We start from the raw sequence: 22,597 nt of genomic DNA on the forward strand, positions 1-22,597 counted from the left end.
TTGCATTTACCTTGCCGCCACCGGGCAAAAGAGCCGATCAGTACAGTTTTTTCGCGCAGTCCAGCCAGTCACCTTTGAACGGACGCTTCATGTTTTCAATCGCATCGATGATGTCATGGTGAACCAGTTTTTCGTTCTGAATACCGACGCAACGGCCGCCGTGCCCCTGCAGCAGCAGATCGATAGCGTACGCGCCCATGCGGGACGCCAGGATACGGTCGTACGGGCCAGGGGAACCGCCACGCTGGATGTGGCCCAGCACGGTCGCGCGGGTTTCGCGCTTGGTTTCGGTTTCGATGTACTTCGCCAGCTCGTCAACGTCACAGATGTGCTCGGTGATAGCTACGATGGCGTGTTTTTTACCTTTCGCGATACCGGCTTTGATTTCAGCAACCAGATCTTCACGGCTGAATTCGACTTCTGGCACCACGATGAACTCGCAGCCGCCCGCAATGGCCGCAGCCAGCGTCAGGTCGCCACAGTAACGTCCCATCACTTCTACGATGGAAATACGCTGGTGGGAAGAAGAGGTGTCACGCAGACGGTCAATCGCTTCAACAACCGTACCCAGCGCGGTAAAGAAGCCGATAGTGTAGTCAGTGCCTTTGATGTCGTTATCAATGGTGCCTGGCAGACCGATGCACGGGAAGCCCATTTCGGTCAGACGTTTCGCACCCATGTATGAACCGTCACCACCGATAACAACCAGTGCGTCCAGGCCGCGTTTTTTCATGTTCTCGATAGCCACTTCACGAACGTGTTCGTCACGGAATTCCGGGAAGCGCGCAGAACCCAGGAAGGTGCCGCCACGGTTGATCATGTCAGACACGCTGTAGCGGTCCAGTTGAACCATACGGTCTTCGTACAGACCCAGGTAACCGTCATAGATACCAAAAACTTCCAGACCTTCCGTCAGGGCTGCACGGACAACCCCACGAATTGCCGCGTTCATGCCCGGCGCATCACCGCCGCTTGTCAACACACCGATTTTCTTAATCATGACTACCTCTGAACTTAGGAATGCAAAATTGAAATCTGTTGCCGGAAGAAACTGTTCGACCAACGAATACTGCAAATAGTATATCAATCGCTTCCAGCTGAATTGATTCAGGTCAGACCAAATGGCGGTAATTTATACACAAAATGCTGGCCTGGCTCACTTTTTTACAACGAATTACGAAAGCTGAACATGTCCGGGTACAACCGAGCAGGGGTCCTGGTGAATAATGACGTCTGAACCAGGAAAACGCTGCAAAATCGCCTGCTCGACCTGCTCAGCAATGACGTGAGCCTGAACCAGCGGCAAGTTGTCTTCCATTTCTATATGAATCTGTATAAAGCGGGTCGGCCCTGACTGCCGCGTACGAAGATCGTGGGCTCCACTGACGCCCGGCCAGTGGTTCACGATAGCAAAAATTTCATCACGTTCTGCGTCCGGAAGGGCGCGATCCAGAAGCGATTGCACCGCCTCGTACCCCATCCGTAACGCACTGTATAAAATATAGATGCCAATTCCTAACGCAAACAACGCATCGGCGCGATGCCAGCCATACCAGGCCAGACCGAGCGCAATAAGAATAGCGCCATTCATCATAACATCAGACTGATAATGAAGCATATCTGCCCGTACAGCCTGGCTTTGCGTTTTGCGCACCACCCAGCGCTGGAACGTTACCAGAACAAGTGTGCTTATAAGTGCAATCACTGTAACCACCACGCCGACGCCCGGATCGTTCATCGGCGACGGCGAGACAAGATGCTGAATGCCGGTCAAAAAGAGGAACAGCGCGGAGCCGGAAATAAACATGCTTTGCGCCAGCGCCGCCAGCGATTCTGCCTTGCCATGCCCAAACGTGTGCTCTTCATCGGCCGGTTGCAGCGAGTAGCGCACTACCAGCAGGTTGGTCAGCGAGGCGGCAATATCCACCAGCGAGTCCACCAGTGCCGCCAGAATACTGACCGAGCCGGTGTACCACCACGCGAAAATTTTAATGATCAGCAAACACGACGCCATTACCGTCGCGGCGATTGCGGCCCGGCTTACCAGCCGTCCATAGGATTGATTCATAAACACTCCTGTCATGCCATGGCGCTAGTATAACGGATGGTTGCGGAGTCAAAGGATGAATAAACGGTTAACAAACCTGAACGAAGGGCAAAAAAAACCCCCACATCATGTGGGGGAAGACAGGGATGGTGTCTATGGCAAGGAAAACAGGGTTTACTGGTTACTACGGGTATTGCTATTGCTACTAAAAAGCGTCGTTTCTGAGCTTCGCTGCATCCGTGCAACCTCACGCAACTGGTCCATCCGTTGCTGGTGTTTCTCGTTCAAAACCGCTTGCTGCTCGGGCGAAAGCAGATGGAACATCTGGTTGCGGACCTTCGCCATCTCTACCTGGCGGGCAACCTGTTCCTGTGCCATTTTTTCTGCCTGAGCGCGTACAGCGCTTTCGTCAAAATTTTCTGCGGTGACAAGGCGATGCATTGTCTCCATTTCGCTAACATTAACAGGAGGCTGGTCGTGTCTTGCCCTCTGCATCAGATCTCGCATCTGTTGACGCTGATGTTCGGTTAAACTTATGCCGTCGAACATATGGCTTTGGCTGCTGTGCTGCGTTGCGCCCTCTTGTGAGGAACCGTTATCGCCGATGATAGCTACAGCAGCCTGGCTAAACGCACTGAACGCCAGCGTTGAGGCCATGACGGCAGCGGTAACTTTGCGCATCACTTGCTCCCAAAATCTTTCGTGTCGCGATTCAACGAGAGACAGTCTACGATTCAGGCTGCAAACATGCGTCAGGGGGTGTAAAACAACGTAAAGTCATGGATTAGATAGCCTTGATGTCGTAATTTCTGCCTCGGAGGTATTTAAACAATGAATAAAATCCTGTTAGTTGATGATGACCGAGAGCTCACATCCCTTTTAAAGGAGTTGCTCGACATGGAAGGTTTCAACGTTCTGGTTGCCCACGATGGCGAGCAGGCGCTGAGTCTCCTTGACGACAGCATCGATTTACTTTTGCTCGACGTCATGATGCCGAAGAAAAACGGCATTGATACGCTGAAAGAGCTTCGCCAGACACACCAGACCCCCGTTATTATGCTGACCGCACGCGGCAGCGAATTAGACCGTGTACTTGGCCTTGAGCTGGGCGCGGATGACTATTTACCTAAGCCATTCAACGACCGTGAACTGGTTGCCCGCATTCGCGCTATCCTGCGTCGTTCTCACTGGAGCGAACAGCAGCAGAATACCGACAACAGCTCACCCACGCTGGAAGTGGACTCCCTGAGCCTGAACCCAGGCCGTCAGGAGGCGAGCTTCGACGGCGAAACGCTGGAACTGACCGGCACCGAGTTCACCCTGCTTTATCTGCTGGCGCAGCATCTCGGCCAGGTGGTATCGCGTGAACATTTAAGTCAGGAAGTGCTGGGCAAACGCCTCACGCCGTTTGACCGCGCCATTGACATGCATATCTCGAACCTGCGCCGTAAGCTGCCGGAGCGTAAAGACGGTCATCCGTGGTTTAAAACTCTGCGTGGTCGCGGTTATCTGATGGTTTCCGCTTCATGATAGGCAGCTTAACCGCCCGCATCTTCGCCATTTTCTGGCTGACGCTGGCACTGGTTTTAATGCTCGTACTGATGTTGCCAAAACTCGACTCACGCCAGATGACGGAACTGCTCGACAGCGAGCAACGTCAGGGCGTGATGATCGAGCAGCACGTGGAAGCCGAGCTGGCAAACGATCCGCCGAACGATTTAATGTGGTGGCGCAGGCTGTTTCGCGCTATCGACAAGTGGGCACCGCCCGGACAACGCCTGCTGCTGGTCACCAGCGAAGGCCGCGTTATCGGGGCCGATCGCAATGAAATGCAGATTATCCGCAACTTCATAGGTCAGGCGGATAATGCCGATCACCCCCAGAAAAAGAAATATGGTCGGGTAGAGATGGTAGGCCCCTTCTCCGTAAGAGATGGGGAAGATAATTATCAGCTCTATCTGATTCGTCCTGCGAGCAGTTCCCAGTCTGACTTCATCAACCTGCTGTTTGACCGCCCACTCCTGCTGCTGATTGTCACGATGCTGGTCAGTTCCCCGCTGCTGTTATGGCTGGCTTGGAGCCTGGCGAAACCGGCGCGTAAGCTGAAAAATGCGGCAGACGAAGTGGCGCAGGGCAACCTGAGGCAGCATCCGGAACTGGAATCCGGCCCGCAGGAGTTCCTGGCCGCCGGAACCAGCTTTAACCAGATGGTCTCTGCTCTTGACCGCATGATGACCGCGCAGCAACGCCTGCTGTCAGACATCTCCCACGAACTGCGCACCCCACTCACACGTTTGCAGCTTGGTACCGCATTACTGCGCCGCCGCAGCGGTGAAAGCAAAGAGCTGGAACGCATTGAAACGGAAGCGCACCGTCTGGACAGCATGATCAACGATCTGCTGGTGATGTCGCGCAATCAGCAGAAGAACGCACTGGTAAGCGAAACGGTGAAAGCCAACCACCTGTGGCACGAGGTGCTGGACAACGCGGCGTTCGAAGCGGAGCAGATGGGGAAATCGTTCACCGTCAACTTCCCGCCGGGCCCGTGGCCGCTGTACGGTAACCCTAACACGCTGGAGAGCGCGCTGGAGAATATCGTGCGCAACGCTCTGCGCTATTCACATACGAAGATTGAAGTGGCGTTTTCGGTGGATAAAGACGGGATCACCATCATCGTGGACGACGATGGCCCTGGCGTCAGCCCGGAAGACCGCGAGCAGATTTTCCGTCCGTTCTACCGTACCGACGAAGCGCGCGACCGTGAGTCTGGCGGTACAGGTCTGGGTCTGGCGATTGTTGAAACCGCCATGCAGCAGCACCGTGGCTGGGTGAAAGCCGACGATAGCCCGCTGGGCGGATTACGGTTAACGCTGTGGCTACCGTTGTATAAGCGTTCTTAGTTTTCCTCTGGCACCGTATTGTAGGCCCGGTAAGCGCAGCGCCACCGGGCAATAACAGGCGCAGAGGCAAAAAAGCCGGGTGGCGGCTTCGCCTTACCCGGCCTACTTTCTACGGAGGGCTACTTTCCCCACAATCTCCGTGAATTATCCTCGATCTTCCCACTTAAACGCCGCTTCTGCATCGTTCTTGTCCAACTGGTCGATAACCCCGCCGCCGACAGCAGGCGATGATACTGCTCATCGTCAAACGGCATATGCCAGGCAATCGCGCAGGCTTCATGCACAGAGACATCGCTCAGGCGCGACGCCAGTTCGAGCGGCGCGTCCGCTGACACCTGCCCTGCCAGCACCACGCGGTACAGCCAGCCGGTTTTGCCCGCATTTTGCAGCCGGGCAGACATATCCTGAATACCGAAATGGTAGTTGAGTTTGAAGCACGGCGAGCGTGGCTGCGTCACTTGAATAAGGGCATCGCCCCAACGGTAGATATCGCCGATAAAGACATTCTTCTCCGTCAGCCCTTCCGTCGAAAGGTTCTCGCCAAACGCGGGGGCGACAAACAGATCCGCCTGCTCGGGGAATTCAGAAAGCCAGTGTTGATAGTGCTCGCGAGGATAGTGGCACAGCGCGCGTTCCGGCCCGCCGTGGATTTTCTTTTCGGCCTGCTCATCACCCGCAAGCCCGAGGTCGGTTAACGTCAGCTCACCGTCAACCTGAACTTTGGCGATGGCGCTTGGGCGGCTGCCGTCGTATTCCCTTACCTTGCCTGTAAACACATTCACCGGGTAATGCATCGCAACTCCTTTATATGCCCTAAATAATTCGAGTTGCAGGAAGGCGGCAAGAGAGTGAATCCCCAGGAGCTTACTCAAGTAAGTGACTGGGGTGAGCGAGCGCAGCCAACGCACCTGCAACTTGAAGTATGACGGGTATACAGATACAAAAAAAGCGAGTCATAAGACTCGCTTCTCACAGGCGTCAATGCAACCTTATTTTTTAGCGGCGAAACGCGCTGCTGCTTCGTCCCAGTTCACCACGTCCCAGAAGGCTTTGATGTAGTCCGGGCGACGGTTCTGGAACTTCAGGTAGTAAGCGTGTTCCCACACGTCCAGGCCCAGGATTGGGAAGCCGGATACGCCAGAGATCGCTTCACCCATCAGCGGGGAGTCCTGGTTAGCGGTAGAAACCACCGCCAGCTTGTCGCCTTTCAGGACCAGCCACGCCCAGCCAGAACCGAAACGGGTTGCAGCGGCTTTCTCGAATTCCGCTTTGAAGTTATCTACGGAACCGAAGTCGCGCTCGATAGCCGCTTTCAGGTCGCCCTGCAGGGTCGTACCGGTTTTCAGGCCTTTCCAGAACAGGCTGTGGTTAGCGTGGCCGCCAGCGTTGTTACGCAGAACGGTTTTCTTGTCCGCTGGCAGCTGATCCAGTTTGGTGATCAGCTCTTCAACCGGCAGGTTAGCGAACTCTGGCAGGCTTTCCAGCGCGGCGTTCGCGTTGTTCACGTAGGTCTGGTGGTGTTTAGTGTGATGGATTTCCATCGTCTGCTTGTCGAAATGCGGTTCCAGTGCGTCGTAGGCATACGGCAGGGATGGCAGTGTATAACTCATAATCCTCTCCATTAGTGTCGGGCGGCACAGCTGTTAATGCCGCGTAAGCAGTTGGTTCATTATAGTTAATTAAATGATATTGAAAATGATTATCAATGCCGTAGTTTTTATAAGGTTATTCGTTTTTCGATTAATGCCGAAATTGTGAGTCTGCTCACGCGGTTAACGTGCTGATTGCCATCAGGAACAAAAGTGCGGCAACCTTCTGAAGGTTCCCAAACCGCCTAATTTTTACACTCATCAAGTCGGCGGGAAGCCACCGACTATAAAAACGATGAGGATGTAAAAATGAATCATGCGATTACGATGGGTATTTTCTGGCATTTGATAGGCGCAGCCAGTGCAGCCTGTTTCTATGCCCCGTTTAAAAAGGTTAAACATTGGTCATGGGAAACCATGTGGTCCGTTGGCGGTACGGTGTCATGGCTGATTTTGCCGTGGACCATTAGCGCCATGCTGCTCCCGGATTTTTGGGGCTATTTCTCCTCCTTTAGCGCCTCCACCCTGCTGCCGGTCTTCCTGTTCGGCGCGATGTGGGGCATCGGTAACATCAACTACGGCCTCACCATGCGCTACCTCGGCATGTCGATGGGTATCGGCATCGCGATTGGCATTACGTTGATCGTCGGTACGCTGATGACGCCCATTCTCAACGGCAACTTCGACGTGCTGATCAACACCGAAGGCGGGCGCATGACGCTGCTGGGCGTGCTGGTGGCGGTGATCGGCGTGGGTATCGTTACCCGTGCGGGCCAGTTGAAAGAGCGCAAAATGGGCATCAGGGCGGAAGACTTCAACCTGAAGAAAGGCCTGATGCTGGCAGTCATGTGCGGTATCTTCTCGGCGGGCATGTCGTTTGCCATGAACGCCGCCAAACCGATGCATGAAGCCGCCGCCGCGCTGGGCGTCGACCCATTATACGTTGCCCTGCCAAGCTATGTGGTGATCATGGGCGGTGGCGCACTGGTTAACCTCGGCTTCTGCTTCATTCGTCTGGCAAAAGTGAAGAACCTGTCGGTAAAAGCCGACTTCTCACTGGCAAAACAGCTGATCATCACCAACGTGCTGCTTTCAGCGCTGGGCGGTCTGATGTGGTATCTGCAGTTCTTCTTCTATGCCTGGGGCCACGCCAGCATTCCGGCGCAGTATGACTACATGAGCTGGATGCTGCACATGAGCTTCTATGTGCTGTGCGGCGGGCTGGTTGGGCTGGTGCTCAAAGAGTGGAAAAACGCCGGACGCCGTCCGGTGGGCGTGCTGAGCCTGGGTTGCGTGGTGATCATTATTGCCGCCAACATCGTCGGCCTCGGCATGGCGAACTGATTACGCTGCCTTTCGACTGCGATGACGCCACTGAACCGGCGTCATCCCCACTTCGCGGTTAAATACCACCGAAAAGTAGTTACTGTCCTCAAAGCCGCAGCGCATCGCCACTTCACTGACCATCAGCTCCGTATGCTGCAGCAGATACTGGGCGTGGCAGATGCGCAGCTGACGCAGGTAGTGGTTCACTGTCATTCCCGTCTGGGTGCGGAACTGCTGGCGCAACGCGCGTTCACTGCACTGTTCCTGCTCGCAGAATTTCTCCAGCACGAAACTTTTATTCAGGCTGCCCGCAAGCGTGGTAATCAGTTTATCCAGCAGCGCCTCCTGCGCCGTGGCAGACGGATTATCGGTGGCATAGCGATAGCGTTTGAGGGTCATTACCAGCTGGGCGAAAAGCAGCTCCGCCATCGGGTTGGCGACCGGGTCGCTCTTCTGGCTCTCCTGTTCAAGCTGGGAAATCACCTGACGCACCTGCGTCATGCCGTTGCTGCTTAAGCGCCAGTGCGGCGCACCGTGCGCATTGTTAAAACCGGGGATACTGGCCGCCCAGTCGACGTTGAGTTTGAGCCTGTCCGGGCAGTAAATCACGTTCTGCAAAACCAGATCGTTAACCGAGGCGTAGGAGTGTTTATCTTCGGCGCGAATGTAAAACAGATCGCCGCGCGTAATGCGATAGGGCCGATCGTTGAGGACATGTAACCCGTTGCCGCGCCAGACCAGCACCAGCTCGCAAAACTCGTGGGTATGCTCAGCAAAGACGTTTTGCGGATAGCGATCCGCCACCGCGACGGCTTGCCCGGCGGAGGCAAAAAAATCATCTTTGCGAAGGATTAACTGAGCAGCCACACCACAACCTCAACGGCGAATAACCTGACATTATTAGCCTTTTTGCCGTAAAAAAACGGTGATTGCCCTCCCGTTACTGAAGTGACGCATCCTTGCCCTGGCGAATATCACGCGGCGACCAGCTAAACTCACGGCGAAACAGCGTTGAAAAGTGGTTACTGTCGCCGAAACCGCAGCGATAAGCGATATCCGTGACGCTTTCATCGGTATGACGCAGCAGGTGGCGCGCTTTGATTAACCGCAGACGGTTAAGGTAGCGCTGCGGCGTCAGCCCGGTGTGCTGCTTGAGCTGGCGATGCAGGGTGCGCAGCGACAGCGAAAAATCATCCGCCAGCGTTTCCCAACACACGTCCTCGGCAAAGTGGTCTTCCAGCCAGGCCATCAACTGGTTGAGCCGTGCGTCGTTATTTTCCAGCCCTTCCACCAGGCTACTGCGGCGCAGCAGCACCAGCAGTTGCATAAACAGCAGCTCGCGCGTGGCAATGGCGTGCGTCTCCTGCCCGTCCTCGCTTTTCTCCATCTGGCTCACCAGCTGGCGTACCTGCTGTAAGGTGGACTGGTTCACTCGCCAGTGCGACGGATAGTGCCCGTCCTTCTCCTGCGGCAGTAGCTGGTTCAGCCCGGAAAGAAACTGGAACGCATCCGGGGAGCGATAGAGCACGTTGGTCAGACACAGGTTGTCGGTATGTTCGTACAAGTGCCGATCGTGGTCGCGAACAAAACACACCGTGCCGCCGCTGATGGTATATGGCTGGCCGTTAAAGACATGAATGCCCGTGCCGTGTTCAACAATCACAATTTCATGAAAATCATGATGATGTTCTGGAAATGCTGCCTGAGGGAGCCGTGGCTCAATCGCGACAGGCGAACCTCCCGAAGGAAAAAAATCCACGCTGTGTAGTACGGTCATAACGGCCCCCACCAATGAGAAATGTTCTCAAAATAGTAATTAAGGCCCCTCATCCTCACCTTAAATTTTCGGCAACAAACCTCGCAAAACCTGTCCGTTTTTCAAGAAACGGATGGAAAGATCAGGAAATGCGGTAAGCGTCACACTGCCCGCAAACCCCGTCATTACTGGAAACTGTGAACTCCCTCACGTTCATCTTTGCTTTCTTGCCAGCGCAGGATTTGGGCTGTCAGTGGCGAGAAGGTGGCTTTTTCTTCCCTTTCTTACACTCACGGCTAATGACTTCAAGAAGGACCCGACCATGACTTCTCGCCATTGTGTGGCTGTCGATTTAGGCGCATCCAGCGGCCGTGTAATGCTCGCCACCTGGGACTGTAACCAGCGCACGCTTTCGCTTCGTGAAATGCATCGTTTCGTTAACTGCCTGAAAAAGCAGGACGGTTTTGATAGCTGGGATATCGATGGCCTGGAAGCGGAGATCCGCACCGGGCTGCAGAAAGTGTGTGAGGACGGCATCCGTATCGACAGTATCGGCATTGATACCTGGGGCGTGGACTATGTGTTGCTGGACGAAAACGGCGAACGCGTCGGCCTGCCCGTCTCCTACCGCGACAGCCGTACCGAGGGTGTGATGGCGCACGCCATCGCGCAGCTCGGTAAAGAGAACATTTACGGGCGCAGCGGCATTCAGTTCCTGCCGTTCAATACGCTGTATCAGCTGCGTTCGCTGGTTGAACAGCAGCCGGAGCTGGTTGCGAACGTGGCGCATGCGCTGCTGATCCCGGACTACTTCAGCTACCGCCTGACCGGCAACCTGAACTGGGAATACACCAACGCCACCACCACCCAACTGGTTAACATCAACACCGATAACTGGGATGAACATCTGCTGGCCTGGACGGGGGCATCGCCTTCCTGGTTCGGCACGCCGACCCATCCGGGTAATGTGATCGGTCAGTGGATTTGCCCGCAGGGGAACGAAATTCCTGTTGTCGCGGTCGCCAGCCACGATACCGCCAGTGCGGTCATTGCCTCGCCGCTCGCCGACAAAGACGCGGCCTACCTCTCTTCCGGCACCTGGTCGCTGATGGGCTTTGAGAGTAAAACTCCGTACACCAGCGATGCCGCTCTGGCCGCGAATATCACCAACGAAGGCGGCGCGGAAGGCCGCTATCGCGTGCTGAAAAACATCATGGGCCTGTGGCTGCTCCAGCGGGTGCTGAAAGAGCAGAACATCACCGACCTGCCTGCGCTTATCGCCGAGACCGAAAAGCTGAAGGCCTGCACATTCCTGATCAACCCGAACGACGACCGCTTCATCAACCCGGCGCACATGAGCGCTGAGATCCAGGCAGCCTGTTTCGAGGCCGGACAGCCGGTGCCGTCCAGCCCGGCCGAACTGGCACGCTGCATTTTTGACAGCCTGGCCCTGCTGTATGCCGATGTACTGAGCGAGCTGGCCGACCTGCGCGGCAAGCCGTTCAGCAAGCTGCACATCGTAGGCGGCGGCTGCCAGAACCAGCTGCTGAACCAGCTTTGCGCCGATGCCTGCGGGATCACCGTGGTGGCGGGCCCTGTAGAGGCCTCCACGCTCGGTAATATCGGCGTTCAGTTAATGACCCTGGACGAACTTTCCAGCGTTGACGATTTCCGCTCGGTAGTCACGGCGAACAGCAGCCTGACCACCTTCACACCCAATCCCTGCCATGAAATTGCCCGCTATCGGGCGCAATTTCAGCAAAAACGACTGACTAAGGAGCTTTGCGCATGACCACTCAATTAGAACAAGCCTGGGACCTGGCAAAACAGCGTTTCGCCGCCGTCGGCGTGGATGTCGAAGAGGCGCTGCGCCAGCTCGACCGCCTGCCTGTTTCCATGCACTGCTGGCAGGGCGATGATGTCGCCGGTTTTGAGAACCCAGGCGGTTCCCTGACGGGTGGCATTCAGGCGACGGGTAACTACCCAGGCAAAGCGCGCAACGCCACCGAACTGCGTGCCGACCTGGAGCTGGCGCTGAGCCTGATCCCTGGGCCAAAACGTCTGAACCTGCACGCGATTTATCTCGAATCCGACGAGCCAGTCGCGCGTAACGAGATCAAACCGGCGCACTTTAAGAACTGGGTGGAGTGGGCGAAGGCCAACAAGCTGGGGCTGGATTTTAACCCGTCCTGCTTCTCACACCCGCTGAGTGCCGACGGCTTTACCCTCGCTCATGCGAACGATGAAATCCGCCAGTTCTGGATCGACCATGTGAAAGCCAGCCGCCGCGTCTCGGCGTATTTCGGCGAGCAGCTTGGCACACCGTCGGTGATGAATATCTGGGTCCCGGACGGCATGAAAGATATTACCGTTGACCGTCTGGCCCCGCGTCAGCGTCTGCTGGCCGCGCTGGATGAAGCCATCAGCGAAAAACTGGACCCGGCGCACCACATCGACGCCGTAGAGAGCAAGCTGTTCGGCATTGGCGCGGAAAGCTACACCGTCGGCTCAAACGAGTTCTACATGGGTTACGCCACCAGCCGCCAGACCGCACTGTGCCTGGATGCTGGCCACTTCCACCCGACGGAAGTGATCTCCGACAAAATCTCTGCCGCCATGCTCTATGTGCCGCGCCTCCTGCTGCACGTCAGCCGTCCGGTACGCTGGGACAGCGACCACGTGGTGCTGCTGGATGACGAAACCCAGGCGATTGCCAGCGAAATCATCCGTCATGACCTGTTTGACCGCGTTCACATTGGCCTCGACTTCTTCGACGCCTCCATCAACCGCATCGCAGCGTGGGTTATTGGCACCCGCAATATGAAGAAAGCCCTGCTGCGCGCGCTGCTGGAGCCAACTGCTGCGCTGAAACAGCTGGAAGCAAACGGCGATTACACCGCGCGTCTGGCGCTGCTGGAAGAGCAGAAATCCCTGCCGTGGCAGGCGGTGTGGGAGATGTATTGCCAGCGTCACGACGCCCCGGCGGGCAGCCAGTGGCTGGATAACGTGCGGGCGTATGAGAAAGACGTTCTCGCCGCTCGTCAGTAAAAACATCGCCCGGCGGCGCTTCGCTTGCCGGGCCTACAGGTAAGAGTAGGCCGGGTAAGCGTAGCGCCACCCGGCATTTTCAAAGGAACCACAGTATGCAGACCATCACCAATTCCTGGTTCGTCCAGGGCATGATTAAAGCCACCTCCGACGCCTGGCTGAAAGGTTGGGACGAGCGCAACGGCGGCAACCTGACGCTACGCCTGGATGACGCAGATATCGAGCCATTCGCCGCCGATTTTCACCAGAAGCCGCGCTATATCGCGCTGAGCCAGCCGATGCCGCTGCTTGCTAACACGCCGTTTATCGTTACCGGTTCCGGCAAGTTCTTCCGCAACGTACAGCTCGATCCTCAGGCCAACCTCGGTGTGGTAAAAGTGGACAGCGACGGCGCGGGCTACCACATTCTCTGGGGGCTGACGGATGAAGCGGTGCCAACCTCTGAGTTGCCAGCACACTTCCTCTCGCACTGCGAGCGCATCAAGGCGACCAATGGTAAAGACCGCGTGATCATGCACTGCCATGCCACCAACCTGATTGCCCTGACCTACGTGCTGGAAAACAGCTCGGATTTCATCACCCGCAAACTGTGGGAAGGCAGCACCGAATGTCTGGTAGTGTTCCCGGACGGTGTCGGCATTCTGCCGTGGATGGTGCCAGGCACGGACGAGATCGGCCAGGCGACCGCCAAAGATATGCAAACACACTCACTGGTGCTGTGGCCGTTCCACGGCGTGTTCGGCAGCGGCCCGACGCTGGATGAAACCTTCGGCCTGATCGACACCGCCGAGAAATCCGCCGAAGTGCTGGTGAAGGTGTACTCCATGGGCGGCATGAAGCAAACCATCACTCGTGAAGAACTGATCGCACTGGGTAAACGTTTTGGCGTTACCCCAATGCAATCGGCGTTAGATCTGTACCTATAACAACATCGCGCCCCGCTCATTGAGACGGGGCGAAAACCACCTGCAATCCCTACAACTAACTCATGTGGAGTAAAAGCAATGAATATAAAGACAAGCTTGATCCTCACCGTTGCCGCTCTGGCGTTGTCCGGTTCCGCTTTAGCAGAAGTCAAAATCGCCCTGGTGGCGAAGTCCTTAGGAAATGGATTCTTCGAGGCAGCGAACGTTGGCGCGCAGGAGGCAGCCAAAGAGTTAGGCGATGTAAAAGTGATTTATACCGGCCCGACCACCACCACGGCGGAGGCGCAGATCGAGGTGCTGAACGGGTTGATCGCCCAGGGCGTGGATGCGATCGCTATCTCGGCGAACGATCCCGATGCGCTGGTACCGGTGCTGAAAAAAGCGATGCAGCGCGGCATTAAGGTCGTTTCCTGGGATTCCGGCGTGGCGAAAGCCGGACGACAGATCCACCTGAATCCGTCCAATAACGCGCTGATTGGCGAAACGAACGTTAAGCTCGCCGCCGATGCGCTGAAAGCGCTGAACGTGGAGAAAGGCGATGTCGCCGTGCTGAGCGCGACGCCAACCTCCACCAACCAGAACACCTGGATTGCGGAGATGAAAAAGGTGCTGCCGAAGTACCCGTCCGTCAATCTGGTGACCGTGGCCTACGGCGACGATCTCTCTGACAAAAGCTACCGCGAAGCGGTCGGTCTGCTGAAAACTTACCCGGACCTGAAAGTGATTGTCTCGCCATCGTCTGTTGGCATTGTGGCCGCTGCACAGGCGGTCAAAGACCAGGGCAAGATTGGCAAAGTGTATGTCACCGGTTTAGGTCTGCCGTCTGAAATGGCGGGCGCGGTGAAGTCCGGCGCGAGCAAGAGTTTTGCCATCTGGAACCCGATTGATCTGGGCTATGCAGCAACCTATTTAGCGGACGATCTGGTAAAAGGCACGGCCACGAAAGACGAAGCCAGCATGGGCAAACTGGGCAAAGTGAAGCTGGATGCCGATGGCAACGGCGCGATGGCCGAGCCGTTCGTCTACGATGCCAGCAATATTGATAAGTTCTCGAAGATTTTCTGATCCTTTCCCCCTCTCCCTGTGGGAGAGGGCCGGGGTGAGGGCATCAGGCCGCATTTCCCCTCACCCTAGCCCTCTCCCGAGGGGAGAGGGAATACTACGGAGAACTATCATGACCCCATTGCTACAGCTTTCTGGCATCACCAAAGTATTCCCCGGCGTGCGTGCCCTTGAGAATGTGCAGCTGGCGCTCTGGCCCGGCAAAGTGACCGCCCTGATTGGCGAAAACGGCGCGGGCAAGTCGACGCTGGTCAAAGTGATGACCGGCATTTACACGCCTGACGAGGGGGAAATCCTCTACAAAGCGATCCCTGTTCACCTCCCGACGCCGGAATCAGCACATAAAATCGGTATCACCGCCATTCACCAGGAAACCGTCCTGTTCGATGAACTGTCGGTCACCGAAAATATCTTTGTCGGTCAGTACCTCCACAAAGGCTTTTTCAGGAAGCTCGACTGGCAGGAAATGCACCGCCGGGCGCAGGCGATCCTCACTCGCCTGGAGGTGCAAATCGACCCGCGCGCAACGCTGAAAACCCTGAGCATCGCCCAGCGCCACATGGTTGCCATTGCCCGTGCACTGTCGTTTGATGCGCAGGTCGTTATTCTCGATGAACCCACGGCGGCGCTGTCGCAGCACGAAATTCTGGAGTTTTATCAAATCGTTGAGCGCTTAAAGCAGGAAGGCAAAGCCATCCTGTTTATCTCCCACAAGTTCGACGAGATCTTCGAGCTGGCGGATCACTACACCATTTTGCGCGACGGCGTGTTCGTCGGCGCAGGGTCGATAAGCGAGATCACCGAGGAGAGGATGGTGTCGATGATGGTCGGGCGCGCCATTACCCAGACCTTCCCGAAAGTCGATTGTGAAAAAGGCGACACGGTGCTGGAGGTGAAAAATCTCTGCCACCCCACCGAGTTCGCCAATATCTCTTTTACACTGCGTAAAGGTGAAATTCTCGGCTTTTACGGGCTGGTCGGGGCCGGGCGTACCGAACTGATGCAAGCGCTTTCCGGCGTCACACGGCCATCGTCGGGTGATATTGTCCTTAACGGTAAACCACAGCATTTCCGCCAGCCTGCGGATGCCATCAAAGCCGGTATCGTCTGCGTGCCGGAGGAGCGGCAGAAACAGGGGGCGATTATCGAGCTGCCGATCGCCCAGAACATCAGCCTGCCGCAGCTCAGCAGGCTCAACCCAAACGGCGTACTGCACGACGACCGCGAATGGCGGCTGGCAGACGAGTACGCCAGACGCCTGCAGGTGAAAGCCTTTAGCTGGAAGCAGGCGGTGGAAACCCTCTCCGGCGGCAACCAGCAAAAAGTGGTTATCGGTAAATGGCTGGCGACGCATCCTGACGTGATCATCCTCGATGAGCCGACAAAAGGCATCGATATCGGCTCAAAAGCGGCCGTTCATCAATTTATGTCTGAACTGGTCAGCCAGGGGCTGGCGGTGATCATGGTCTCGTCCGAACTGCCGGAAGTCATGGGCATGGCGGACCGCATTATCGTGATGCATGAAGGGCTGATGGTGGCCGAATACCAGGCGGGCGACGCCACGGCGGAAACCATCGTCAGCGCCGCCAGCGGTGCAAAACAGGAGGCGGCATAATGCTTAATCAACTGTTAAAACACCGCGAAGCCTTGCTGGGCGTGGTAATTGTATTAATGGTTGCCGCTATCGGCAGCCGCGTGCCGTCGTTTATCTCACCGGGCAACCTGGTGGAGATGTTTAACGACACCTCGATTCTGATCATCCTCGCACTCGGTCAGATGATGGTGTTGCTGACCAAAGGCATCGACCTGTCGATGGCGGCCAACCTGGCGCTGACCGGGATGATCGTCGCCCTGATTAACTTCCATTATCCGGATGTGCCCGTCTGGGCGCTGCTGATCCTGGCGAGTGCGCTGGGGCTGCTGATGGGCGCAATTAACGGCCTGCTGGTGTGGAAACTGGGCATTCCGGCGATTGTGGTGACGCTGGGCACCATGAGCATCTACCGCGGGATTATCTTTTTGCTCTCCGGCGGCGGCTGGGTGAATTCCAACCAGATGGGCGCAGATTTCCTCGGCCTGCCGCGTGCCTCAGTGCTGGGGTTACCGGTGCTGAGCTGGTGCGCCATCGCCGTGCTGCTGCTGGTGGGCTATTTCCTGCGTTATAGCCGCACCGGACGCGCACTCTACACCGCAGGCGGCAACGCCATGGCGGCGTACTACACCGGGATCAACGCCGGAAAAATGCAGTTCGTCAGCTTCTGTCTCTCCGGCCTGCTGGCCGGTTTCTGCGGCTATCTGTGGATTTCACGCTTTGCCGTTGCGTATGTCGACGTAGCTAACGGTTTTGAACTGCAGGTGGTGGCAGCCTGTGTGATTGGCGGGATCAGCACCATGGGCGGCACCGGGCGCGTACTCGGCTGTCTGTTTGGCGCGCTGTTCCTCGGCGTAATCAATAACGCCCTGCCGGTGATCGGCATATCACCCTTCTGGCAAATGGCGATTTCCGGCACGGTGATTGTGATTGCGGTGCTGCTCAACGAGCGCGGCAACAAACGTAAAGGTCGGTTGATTCTGCGCGATGCAGCGCTGGCACGTCAAAAACTGGCGGTGAAATCATGAGCAAAATGATGACCACTGAAGAGATCAAAAACGTGCCTGCTCAGACGGGCATCTTCCAGCGCCTGCTGTGCTGGGAAGGCTTCCTGCTGGCGGTGACGCTGGCGGTGTTCGTGGGCAACGCCCTCGCCTCGCCCTACTTCCTCAATATCTGGAACCTCTCCGATGCGACGTTCAACTTCACCGAAAAAGCGATCATCGTGCTGCCAATGGCAATGCTGATTATCGCCCGTGAAATTGACCTGTCGGTAGCCTCCACCATCGCGCTCAGCTCGACGGTAATGGGCTTTTGTGCGGCCGCAGGCGTCGATACGCCCCTGCTGGTGTGCGTGGGATTAGGCGTCGGGCTGCTGTGCGGGCTGTTCAACGGCATTCTGGTAACGCGCTTTAACCTGTCGTCCATCGTCATCACCATCGGCACCATGAGCCTGTATCGTGGGATCACCTACATCCTGCTCGGCGATCAGGCGTTGAATGCCTACCCGGAGAGTTTCGCCTGGTTCGGCCAGGGCTACGTCTGGGGCGCGCTGTCGTTTGAGTTTGCGCTGTTTATCGTGCTGGCCGCTGTGTTTGCCTTTGTGCTGCACCGCACCAACTTTGGCCGCCGCACTTACGCCATCGGCAACAACCCGACCGGGGCATGGTACTCCGGCATCAACGTTAAGCGCCACAACCTGATCCTGTTCGCGCTGGTGGGGCTGATGTCCGGCCTGGCGTCGGTGCTGCTCACCTCGCGTCTGGGCAGTACCCGCCCGACGATCGCGATGGGCTGGGAGCTGGCGGTGGTGACGATGGCGGTGCTCGGCGGCGTCAATATTCTTGGTGGGTCCGGCAGCATGGTGGGCGTGATTATCGCCGCCTTCCTGATGGGTCTGGTGACCTTTGGCCTGAGCCTGCTTAACGTGCCCGGCATTGTGATGTCGGTGATTATCGGCGCAATGCTGATCGTGGTGATTTCGCTGCCGATTATTACCCGCCGGGTGATGCAACGAAGACGGATTTGAGTTTCGCAATATCAATATTAAGGAGAATTATCATGAGCTTTATGTTGGCACTTCCAAAAATCAGCCTGCACGGTGCGGGCGCAATCGGCGATATGGTCAACCTGGTGGCGAACAAGCAGTGGGGCAAAGCGCTGATTGTCACCGACGGCCAACTGGTGAAACTGGGCCTGCTCGACAGCCTGTTTGCCGCGCTGGACGCGCATGAGATGTCATATCACCTGTTTGACGAGGTGTTTCCGAACCCGACGGAAGCGCTAGTGCAAAAAGGGTTTGCAGCATATCAGGACGCGGAGTGTGACTACGTGATCGCTTTTGGCGGCGGCAGCCCGATTGATACCGCCAAAGCGATTAAAATCCTCACCGCCAATCCGGGTCCGTCGACCGCTTACTCCGGCGTCGGCAAAGTGAAAAACGCAGGCGTGCCGCTGGTGGCGATTAACACCACCGCAGGTACGGCGGCGGAGATGACCAGCAACGCGGTGATTATTGACTCCGAACGACAGGTGAAAGAGGTGATCATCGACCCGAATATCATCCCGGATATCGCCGTGGATGATGCCAGCGTGATGCTGGATATTCCTGCCTCTGTCACCGCCGCAACCGGCATGGATGCATTAACCCACGCCATTGAAGCGTATGTCTCCGTCGGCGCGCACCCGCTGACCGACGCTAACGCGCTGGAAGCGATTCGCCTGATCGCTCTCTGGCTGCCGAAAGCGGTCGACGACGGCCACAACCTTGAAGCGCGTGAACAGATGGCGTTTGGTCAGTATCTGGCGGGCATGGCGTTTAACAGTGCCGGTCTGGGGCTGGTACATGCGCTGGCGCACCAGCCGGGCGCAACGCACAACCTGCCGCACGGCGTGTGCAATGCCATCCTGCTGCCGATCATCGAAAACTTTAACCGTCCGAACGCGGTAGCCCGTTTTGCCCGCGTCGCGCAGGCGATGGGCGTCGATACACGTGGGATGAGCGATGAAGCGGCCAGTATGTCGGCTATTCAGGCAATTCGCGACCTGAGCGCCCGCGTCGGCATTCCGTCCGGTTTCAGCCAGCTCGGTGTGACGAAAGCGGATATTGAAGGCTGGCTGGATAAAGCCCTCGCCGACCCGTGTGCGCCGTGCAACCCGCGCACTGCCAGCCGCGATGAGGTCCGCGAGCTGTATCTGGAGGCATTATGATCCGTAAAGCCTTTGTGATGCAGGTAAACCCGGACGCGCACGAAGAGTACGAGCGTCGCCACAACCCTGTCTGGCCTGAGCTGGAAGCGGTGCTGAAAGACCACGGCGCACATCACTACGCCATTTATCTCGATAAGGCTCGCAACCTGCTGTTTGCAACCGTTGAGATTGAATCGGAAGAGCGCTGGAATGCGGTAGCGAACACCGACGTGTGCCAGCGCTGGTGGAAACATATGCGCGAGGTGATGCCGTCTAACCCGGACAACAGCCCGGTAAGTGCGGAGCTGAAAGAGGTGTTTTATTTAGCGTAATAGCAGAGCAGGTGACGCATAGCACGTGTCACCTGCATCTAGCGTAAAGCCCTCAACCCATACACGGCAGCATTATGCTCCCATATGATGGTTTCGTTTTTCTCTTTCGCATCCCGACACTGCTGATCTATCACTGAAATCTGCTCAGGCGTTAGCGCGCAATACGGTTTGGTATAACGATAAATATTTAACTCTTCTACTGAACAAACTCGCCTGGCATTGTCAAACAAACCCACTTTTCTCATGATGTTAAGCAGGTTGATATCCAGCGCTTCAATGACAAGCTCAATCTTATTTATCTTGACCCGAATCGTATCAATGGCGGTTCTTGCATCATTCACATTCGGCGCTTTAACCCAGATAGGTTCATGATGGGAGATACGGTTTCTGTATTCTCTCAGTTCAAAGAGGAGATCGATCAGCTCTTTTCTGACTTTTTGCGGATTAGGATTGATTCGCGCGTAATTTTTAAAGACTTTACTCAATGATTTAGGCCATAAATACTGCTGGTTCTCACGCGGTGCCAGGGCGCTATATTCATTATTTAAGACATAATGCCAGGTACTAAAATCAGTCGATGCAATAATCTGGTCATGGGACCAAACAGGGATGGGCTGCGCTTGTGGGCGATTGCCTCGCCGACGTCTCAACTCTTTTTTACGCCATTCGCGGGTTAAACAGTCTTTGGCTTTCTCTATGTTTTTATGGAAATGACATTCATCCCGATCTTTCGCGCATTGAATGCGATCCCACCACATTTCGCCAAATCTCGCTCTGGCTTCTTTATCTACGGCGTTTCTTAACGAAATCTCCAGATTCTGAAGTAACGGATAGATAGAAGCTGCGGCATGCTGGGACCAAATATACATACCGTAGAGTTCGCATTCATCGGTCGGCCGGAAAGTAGTCCGGTAGCTATCGAGGCGTACTGATGAAATCAGCGATACAATCGGCGCATAATTAGTCGCTTGCGGCATTTGTTGAAACTCCCATAACGATGGGCTAAAGCATACCATATGCTTGAAGAAACGGTTGACGGAGAAACAATCAACCTTTAGTATCTGTCCCCAACAGCCTGTACTGTCTACTTCCCCTTTTCATAGGTTCTAGTTGCGTACATCATAGGCAAAGCGATTTATGAAACCCACCTCTGGTGGGTTTCGTCATTTTTGAGGATAGAAAATACCTCAGTTCTGCTCCGCCACCAGCAGTGCATGCGTATCCGGCTCCAGCGCCTTAAAGATATGCGGCCGATCGGCGGGATAGCAAATGTAATCCCCTTCTCCCAGCTCTTCCGGTGCGTCGAGCAAACCGACTACCGCCCGCCCCTGCGTTACGATAATGTGCTCAACCGATCCTGGCGGATGGGGCTGAGAGATGCGGTCCGCCCCCGGTTGGGTCAGCAACAGATAGATATCACGACGCGCACCTGGCGGACATGCCGCCAGCAAGATAGCCTCATAGTTAGCTTGCCCGGCAACCACCTTCGTCCCTTCACCTCTGCGGATCACCTGAGTGGTCGGCAGTTGCGGTTCCAGCAAGCGCGCGAAAGGGATATCCAGCGCCACGCAAAGCGACCACAGCGTTTCCAGGCTCGGGTTACCGTTGCCGGACTCCAGCTGCGAAAGCGTAGATTTGGCGATCCCGGCACGGCGGGCAATCTCCGCCAGTGAAAGCCCGGTTCGCAGGCGTTCTCGCACCAGACTTTTGGCGATCACGCTAATTGGCTGCGTCATAAAACGGCCTCTTTTTATTTAAATCGAACGAATCGTTCGTCTTGTAAAACGATCCTGATGCGTTCATTATAATGGAAATACGTTCGATATGGCTAAAATTGTATGAAGCATCACCTCTCCTGCCTGAAAGGCGACACGATAAAAGCAATCATCCTGGTTTGCCTCGCGGTGGGCGTGGTCGGGATGTCTTATGGCTCGCTGGCGATGGCCTACGGCTTCCCGATCTGGGTGCCGTTTGTGCTTTCCATCACCGTGCTGGCAGGGGCTTCTGAATTTATGTTTATCGGCATTGTGGCGAGCGGCGGTAACCCGCTGGCAGCGGCAGCGGCCGGATTGCTGGTTAATGCCCGCCATGTCCCGTTTGGCGTGACGGTGCGTGAACTGGTCGGCAATCGCGCCCTGAGTTTCCTGGGCTGCCACATCATGAATGACGAAAGCGTGGTATTTGGCCTGTCGCAAAAAACAGCCGAACAGCGTAAAACGGCCTACTGGCTGTGCGGTTTAGGCGTGGCGATTATCTGGCCACTGGGTGCTCTGCTGGGGGCGATGGTTGGTAAACTGTTGCCGGACCCGGAAACCATCGGGCTGGATGCGGTCTTCCCGGCGATTCTGCTGGCGCTGGTGGTGCCCGCATTTAAAAACCGCACGACGCTGATCCGCGCCTGTAGCGGCGCGGTGTTGTCGCTGGCCGCCGTACCGTTTGCGCCGGTGGGTTTACCGGTTCTGCTCTCTTTACTCGGCCTTGCCGCGAGGAAAAAATAATGGGAAACATGACGGTCTTTATTCTCGGCATCGCCATTCTTTCTGCGGGGACGTATTTGATGCGTCTTGGCGGAGCGAAACTGGGGAGTCGGCTGGCGCTGTCTGAGCGCTCCCAGACGCTGCTTTCCGATGCGGCAACGGTATTGCTGTTTTCCGTGGCGCTGGCAACAACCTTTTATGAAGGTGAACATTTCGCCGGAATGGCGCGGGTGTTGGGCGTGGCGTTTGCGGTGTTCCTGGCATGGCGAAAAATGCCGTTGATTGTGGTGATCGTGGCGGCTGCGGTGGTGACAGCGCTGCTGCGTCTGGCAGGTATCCAGTAAGGAGATGCCC

At 56.2% G+C, this 22,597-nt stretch carries 23 protein-coding genes; 14 read left to right on the forward strand and 9 right to left on the reverse strand.

Features of this window, described 5'->3' with window-relative positions; translation table 11 throughout:
- Positions 1-37: 37 nt before the first annotated feature.
- From pfkA to cpxP, 3 genes are all read right to left on the reverse strand, one after another.
- Positions 38-1,000, reverse strand: a complete 963-nt coding sequence (pfkA, locus tag ABGB15_RS20960; RefSeq protein ID WP_152082900.1) for a 6-phosphofructokinase — start codon at positions 998-1,000, stop codon at positions 38-40.
- A gap of 174 nt (positions 1,001-1,174) precedes the next feature.
- Positions 1,175-2,068, reverse strand: coding sequence for a CDF family cation-efflux transporter FieF (fieF, locus tag ABGB15_RS20965; RefSeq protein ID WP_152082899.1), 894 nt, complete (start codon positions 2,066-2,068; stop codon positions 1,175-1,177).
- A 153-nt stretch (positions 2,069-2,221) separates the two neighbouring features.
- Positions 2,222-2,728: a cell-envelope stress modulator CpxP gene (gene cpxP / locus ABGB15_RS20970; RefSeq protein ID WP_215723752.1), complete on the reverse strand. Its 507-nt coding sequence runs from the start codon at positions 2,726-2,728 to the stop codon at positions 2,222-2,224.
- A gap of 150 nt (positions 2,729-2,878) precedes the next feature.
- Here cpxP and cpxR point away from each other — a divergent pair, with 150 nt between their 5' ends.
- On the forward strand, positions 2,879-3,577 hold the full coding sequence (gene cpxR / locus ABGB15_RS20975; protein WP_003862004.1) for an envelope stress response regulator transcription factor CpxR: 699 nt from the start codon (positions 2,879-2,881) through the stop codon (positions 3,575-3,577).
- A complete protein-coding gene (gene cpxA / locus ABGB15_RS20980) occupies positions 3,574-4,947 on the forward strand; it encodes an envelope stress sensor histidine kinase CpxA (protein WP_022649811.1) in 1,374 nt (457 codons plus the stop codon). Before cpxR ends, cpxA begins: the two co-directional genes overlap by 4 nt.
- Positions 4,948-5,066: 119 nt before the next feature.
- On the opposite strand, the gene yiiM is transcribed toward cpxA, so the two are convergent.
- Positions 5,067-5,741, reverse strand: a complete 675-nt coding sequence (gene yiiM / locus ABGB15_RS20985; RefSeq protein ID WP_215723753.1) for a 6-hydroxyaminopurine reductase — start codon at positions 5,739-5,741, stop codon at positions 5,067-5,069.
- A gap of 195 nt (positions 5,742-5,936) precedes the next feature.
- Positions 5,937-6,557 (reverse strand): superoxide dismutase [Mn], encoded by a 621-nt coding sequence (gene sodA / locus ABGB15_RS20990; RefSeq protein ID WP_045343469.1) that lies wholly within the window; start codon positions 6,555-6,557, stop codon positions 5,937-5,939.
- 288 nt (positions 6,558-6,845) lie between these two features.
- On the opposite strand from sodA, the gene rhaT reads away from it, so the two are divergent.
- The gene (gene rhaT, locus ABGB15_RS20995) at positions 6,846-7,880 is read left to right on the forward strand and encodes an L-rhamnose/proton symporter RhaT (RefSeq protein WP_215723754.1); all 1,035 of its coding nucleotides are present in this window, start codon (positions 6,846-6,848) and stop codon (positions 7,878-7,880) included.
- Here the strand turns inward: rhaT and rhaR are convergent, their stop codons facing one another.
- Positions 7,881-8,729, reverse strand: coding sequence for an HTH-type transcriptional activator RhaR (rhaR, locus tag ABGB15_RS21000; protein ID WP_215723755.1), 849 nt, complete (start codon positions 8,727-8,729; stop codon positions 7,881-7,883).
- Between the two features lie 73 nt (positions 8,730-8,802).
- The gene (rhaS, locus tag ABGB15_RS21005) at positions 8,803-9,639 is read right to left on the reverse strand and encodes an HTH-type transcriptional activator RhaS (protein ID WP_152082894.1); all 837 of its coding nucleotides are present in this window, start codon (positions 9,637-9,639) and stop codon (positions 8,803-8,805) included.
- Between the two features lie 301 nt (positions 9,640-9,940).
- Between rhaS (ABGB15_RS21005) and rhaB the strand changes: the two genes are divergently transcribed.
- From rhaB to rhaM, 9 genes are all read left to right on the forward strand, one after another.
- Positions 9,941-11,410 (forward strand): rhamnulokinase, encoded by a 1,470-nt coding sequence (rhaB, locus tag ABGB15_RS21010; RefSeq protein ID WP_369064268.1) that lies wholly within the window; start codon positions 9,941-9,943, stop codon positions 11,408-11,410.
- Positions 11,407-12,666 (forward strand): L-rhamnose isomerase, encoded by a 1,260-nt coding sequence (rhaA, locus tag ABGB15_RS21015; protein ID WP_215723757.1) that lies wholly within the window; start codon positions 11,407-11,409, stop codon positions 12,664-12,666. The genes rhaB and rhaA overlap by 4 nt, the downstream gene beginning before the upstream one ends.
- Before the next feature lie 95 nt (positions 12,667-12,761).
- Positions 12,762-13,592 carry a rhamnulose-1-phosphate aldolase gene (gene rhaD / locus ABGB15_RS21020; RefSeq protein ID WP_152082891.1) on the forward strand — a complete coding sequence of 277 codons (831 nt, stop codon included), beginning with the start codon at positions 12,762-12,764 and terminating at the stop codon, positions 13,590-13,592.
- Between the two features lie 78 nt (positions 13,593-13,670).
- Complete coding sequence (gene rhaS / locus ABGB15_RS21025) at positions 13,671-14,657, forward strand: rhamnose ABC transporter substrate-binding protein (protein WP_152082890.1); 987 nt, start codon at positions 13,671-13,673, stop codon at positions 14,655-14,657.
- Positions 14,658-14,766: 109 nt separating this feature from the next.
- A complete protein-coding gene (locus ABGB15_RS21030; protein WP_215723758.1) occupies positions 14,767-16,269 on the forward strand; it encodes a sugar ABC transporter ATP-binding protein in 1,503 nt (500 codons plus the stop codon).
- The gene (locus ABGB15_RS21035) at positions 16,269-17,273 is read left to right on the forward strand and encodes an ABC transporter permease (RefSeq protein WP_215723759.1); all 1,005 of its coding nucleotides are present in this window, start codon (positions 16,269-16,271) and stop codon (positions 17,271-17,273) included. The genes ABGB15_RS21030 and ABGB15_RS21035 overlap by 1 nt, the downstream gene beginning before the upstream one ends.
- Positions 17,270-18,274 carry an ABC transporter permease gene (locus ABGB15_RS21040; RefSeq protein WP_215723760.1) on the forward strand — a complete coding sequence of 335 codons (1,005 nt, stop codon included), beginning with the start codon at positions 17,270-17,272 and terminating at the stop codon, positions 18,272-18,274. The genes ABGB15_RS21035 and ABGB15_RS21040 overlap by 4 nt, the downstream gene beginning before the upstream one ends.
- Before the next feature lie 32 nt (positions 18,275-18,306).
- Positions 18,307-19,455: a lactaldehyde reductase gene (fucO, locus tag ABGB15_RS21045; protein ID WP_152082886.1), complete on the forward strand. Its 1,149-nt coding sequence runs from the start codon at positions 18,307-18,309 to the stop codon at positions 19,453-19,455.
- Positions 19,452-19,766: an L-rhamnose mutarotase gene (rhaM, locus tag ABGB15_RS21050; RefSeq protein ID WP_215723761.1), complete on the forward strand. Its 315-nt coding sequence runs from the start codon at positions 19,452-19,454 to the stop codon at positions 19,764-19,766. The genes fucO and rhaM overlap by 4 nt, the downstream gene beginning before the upstream one ends.
- A 38-nt stretch (positions 19,767-19,804) precedes the next feature.
- Here the strand turns inward: rhaM and ABGB15_RS21055 are convergent, their stop codons facing one another.
- Positions 19,805-20,743 carry an Abi family protein gene (locus ABGB15_RS21055; RefSeq protein WP_215723762.1) on the reverse strand — a complete coding sequence of 313 codons (939 nt, stop codon included), beginning with the start codon at positions 20,741-20,743 and terminating at the stop codon, positions 19,805-19,807.
- Positions 20,744-20,953: 210 nt separating this feature from the next.
- Positions 20,954-21,502 carry a helix-turn-helix domain-containing protein gene (locus tag ABGB15_RS21060; RefSeq protein WP_215723763.1) on the reverse strand — a complete coding sequence of 183 codons (549 nt, stop codon included), beginning with the start codon at positions 21,500-21,502 and terminating at the stop codon, positions 20,954-20,956.
- 102 nt (positions 21,503-21,604) lie between these two features.
- On the opposite strand from ABGB15_RS21060, the gene ABGB15_RS21065 reads away from it, so the two are divergent.
- Positions 21,605-22,264, forward strand: coding sequence for an AzlC family ABC transporter permease (locus tag ABGB15_RS21065; protein ID WP_215723764.1), 660 nt, complete (start codon positions 21,605-21,607; stop codon positions 22,262-22,264).
- Positions 22,264-22,587: an AzlD domain-containing protein gene (locus ABGB15_RS21070; RefSeq protein ID WP_215723765.1), complete on the forward strand. Its 324-nt coding sequence runs from the start codon at positions 22,264-22,266 to the stop codon at positions 22,585-22,587. Before ABGB15_RS21065 ends, ABGB15_RS21070 begins: the two co-directional genes overlap by 1 nt.
- Positions 22,588-22,597 lie beyond the last annotated feature (10 nt).

Source organism: Enterobacter sp. MALB-1 (assembly GCF_041021625.1).
In the GTDB taxonomy this organism is placed as follows: domain Bacteria; phylum Pseudomonadota; class Gammaproteobacteria; order Enterobacterales; family Enterobacteriaceae; genus Enterobacter; species Enterobacter oligotrophicus.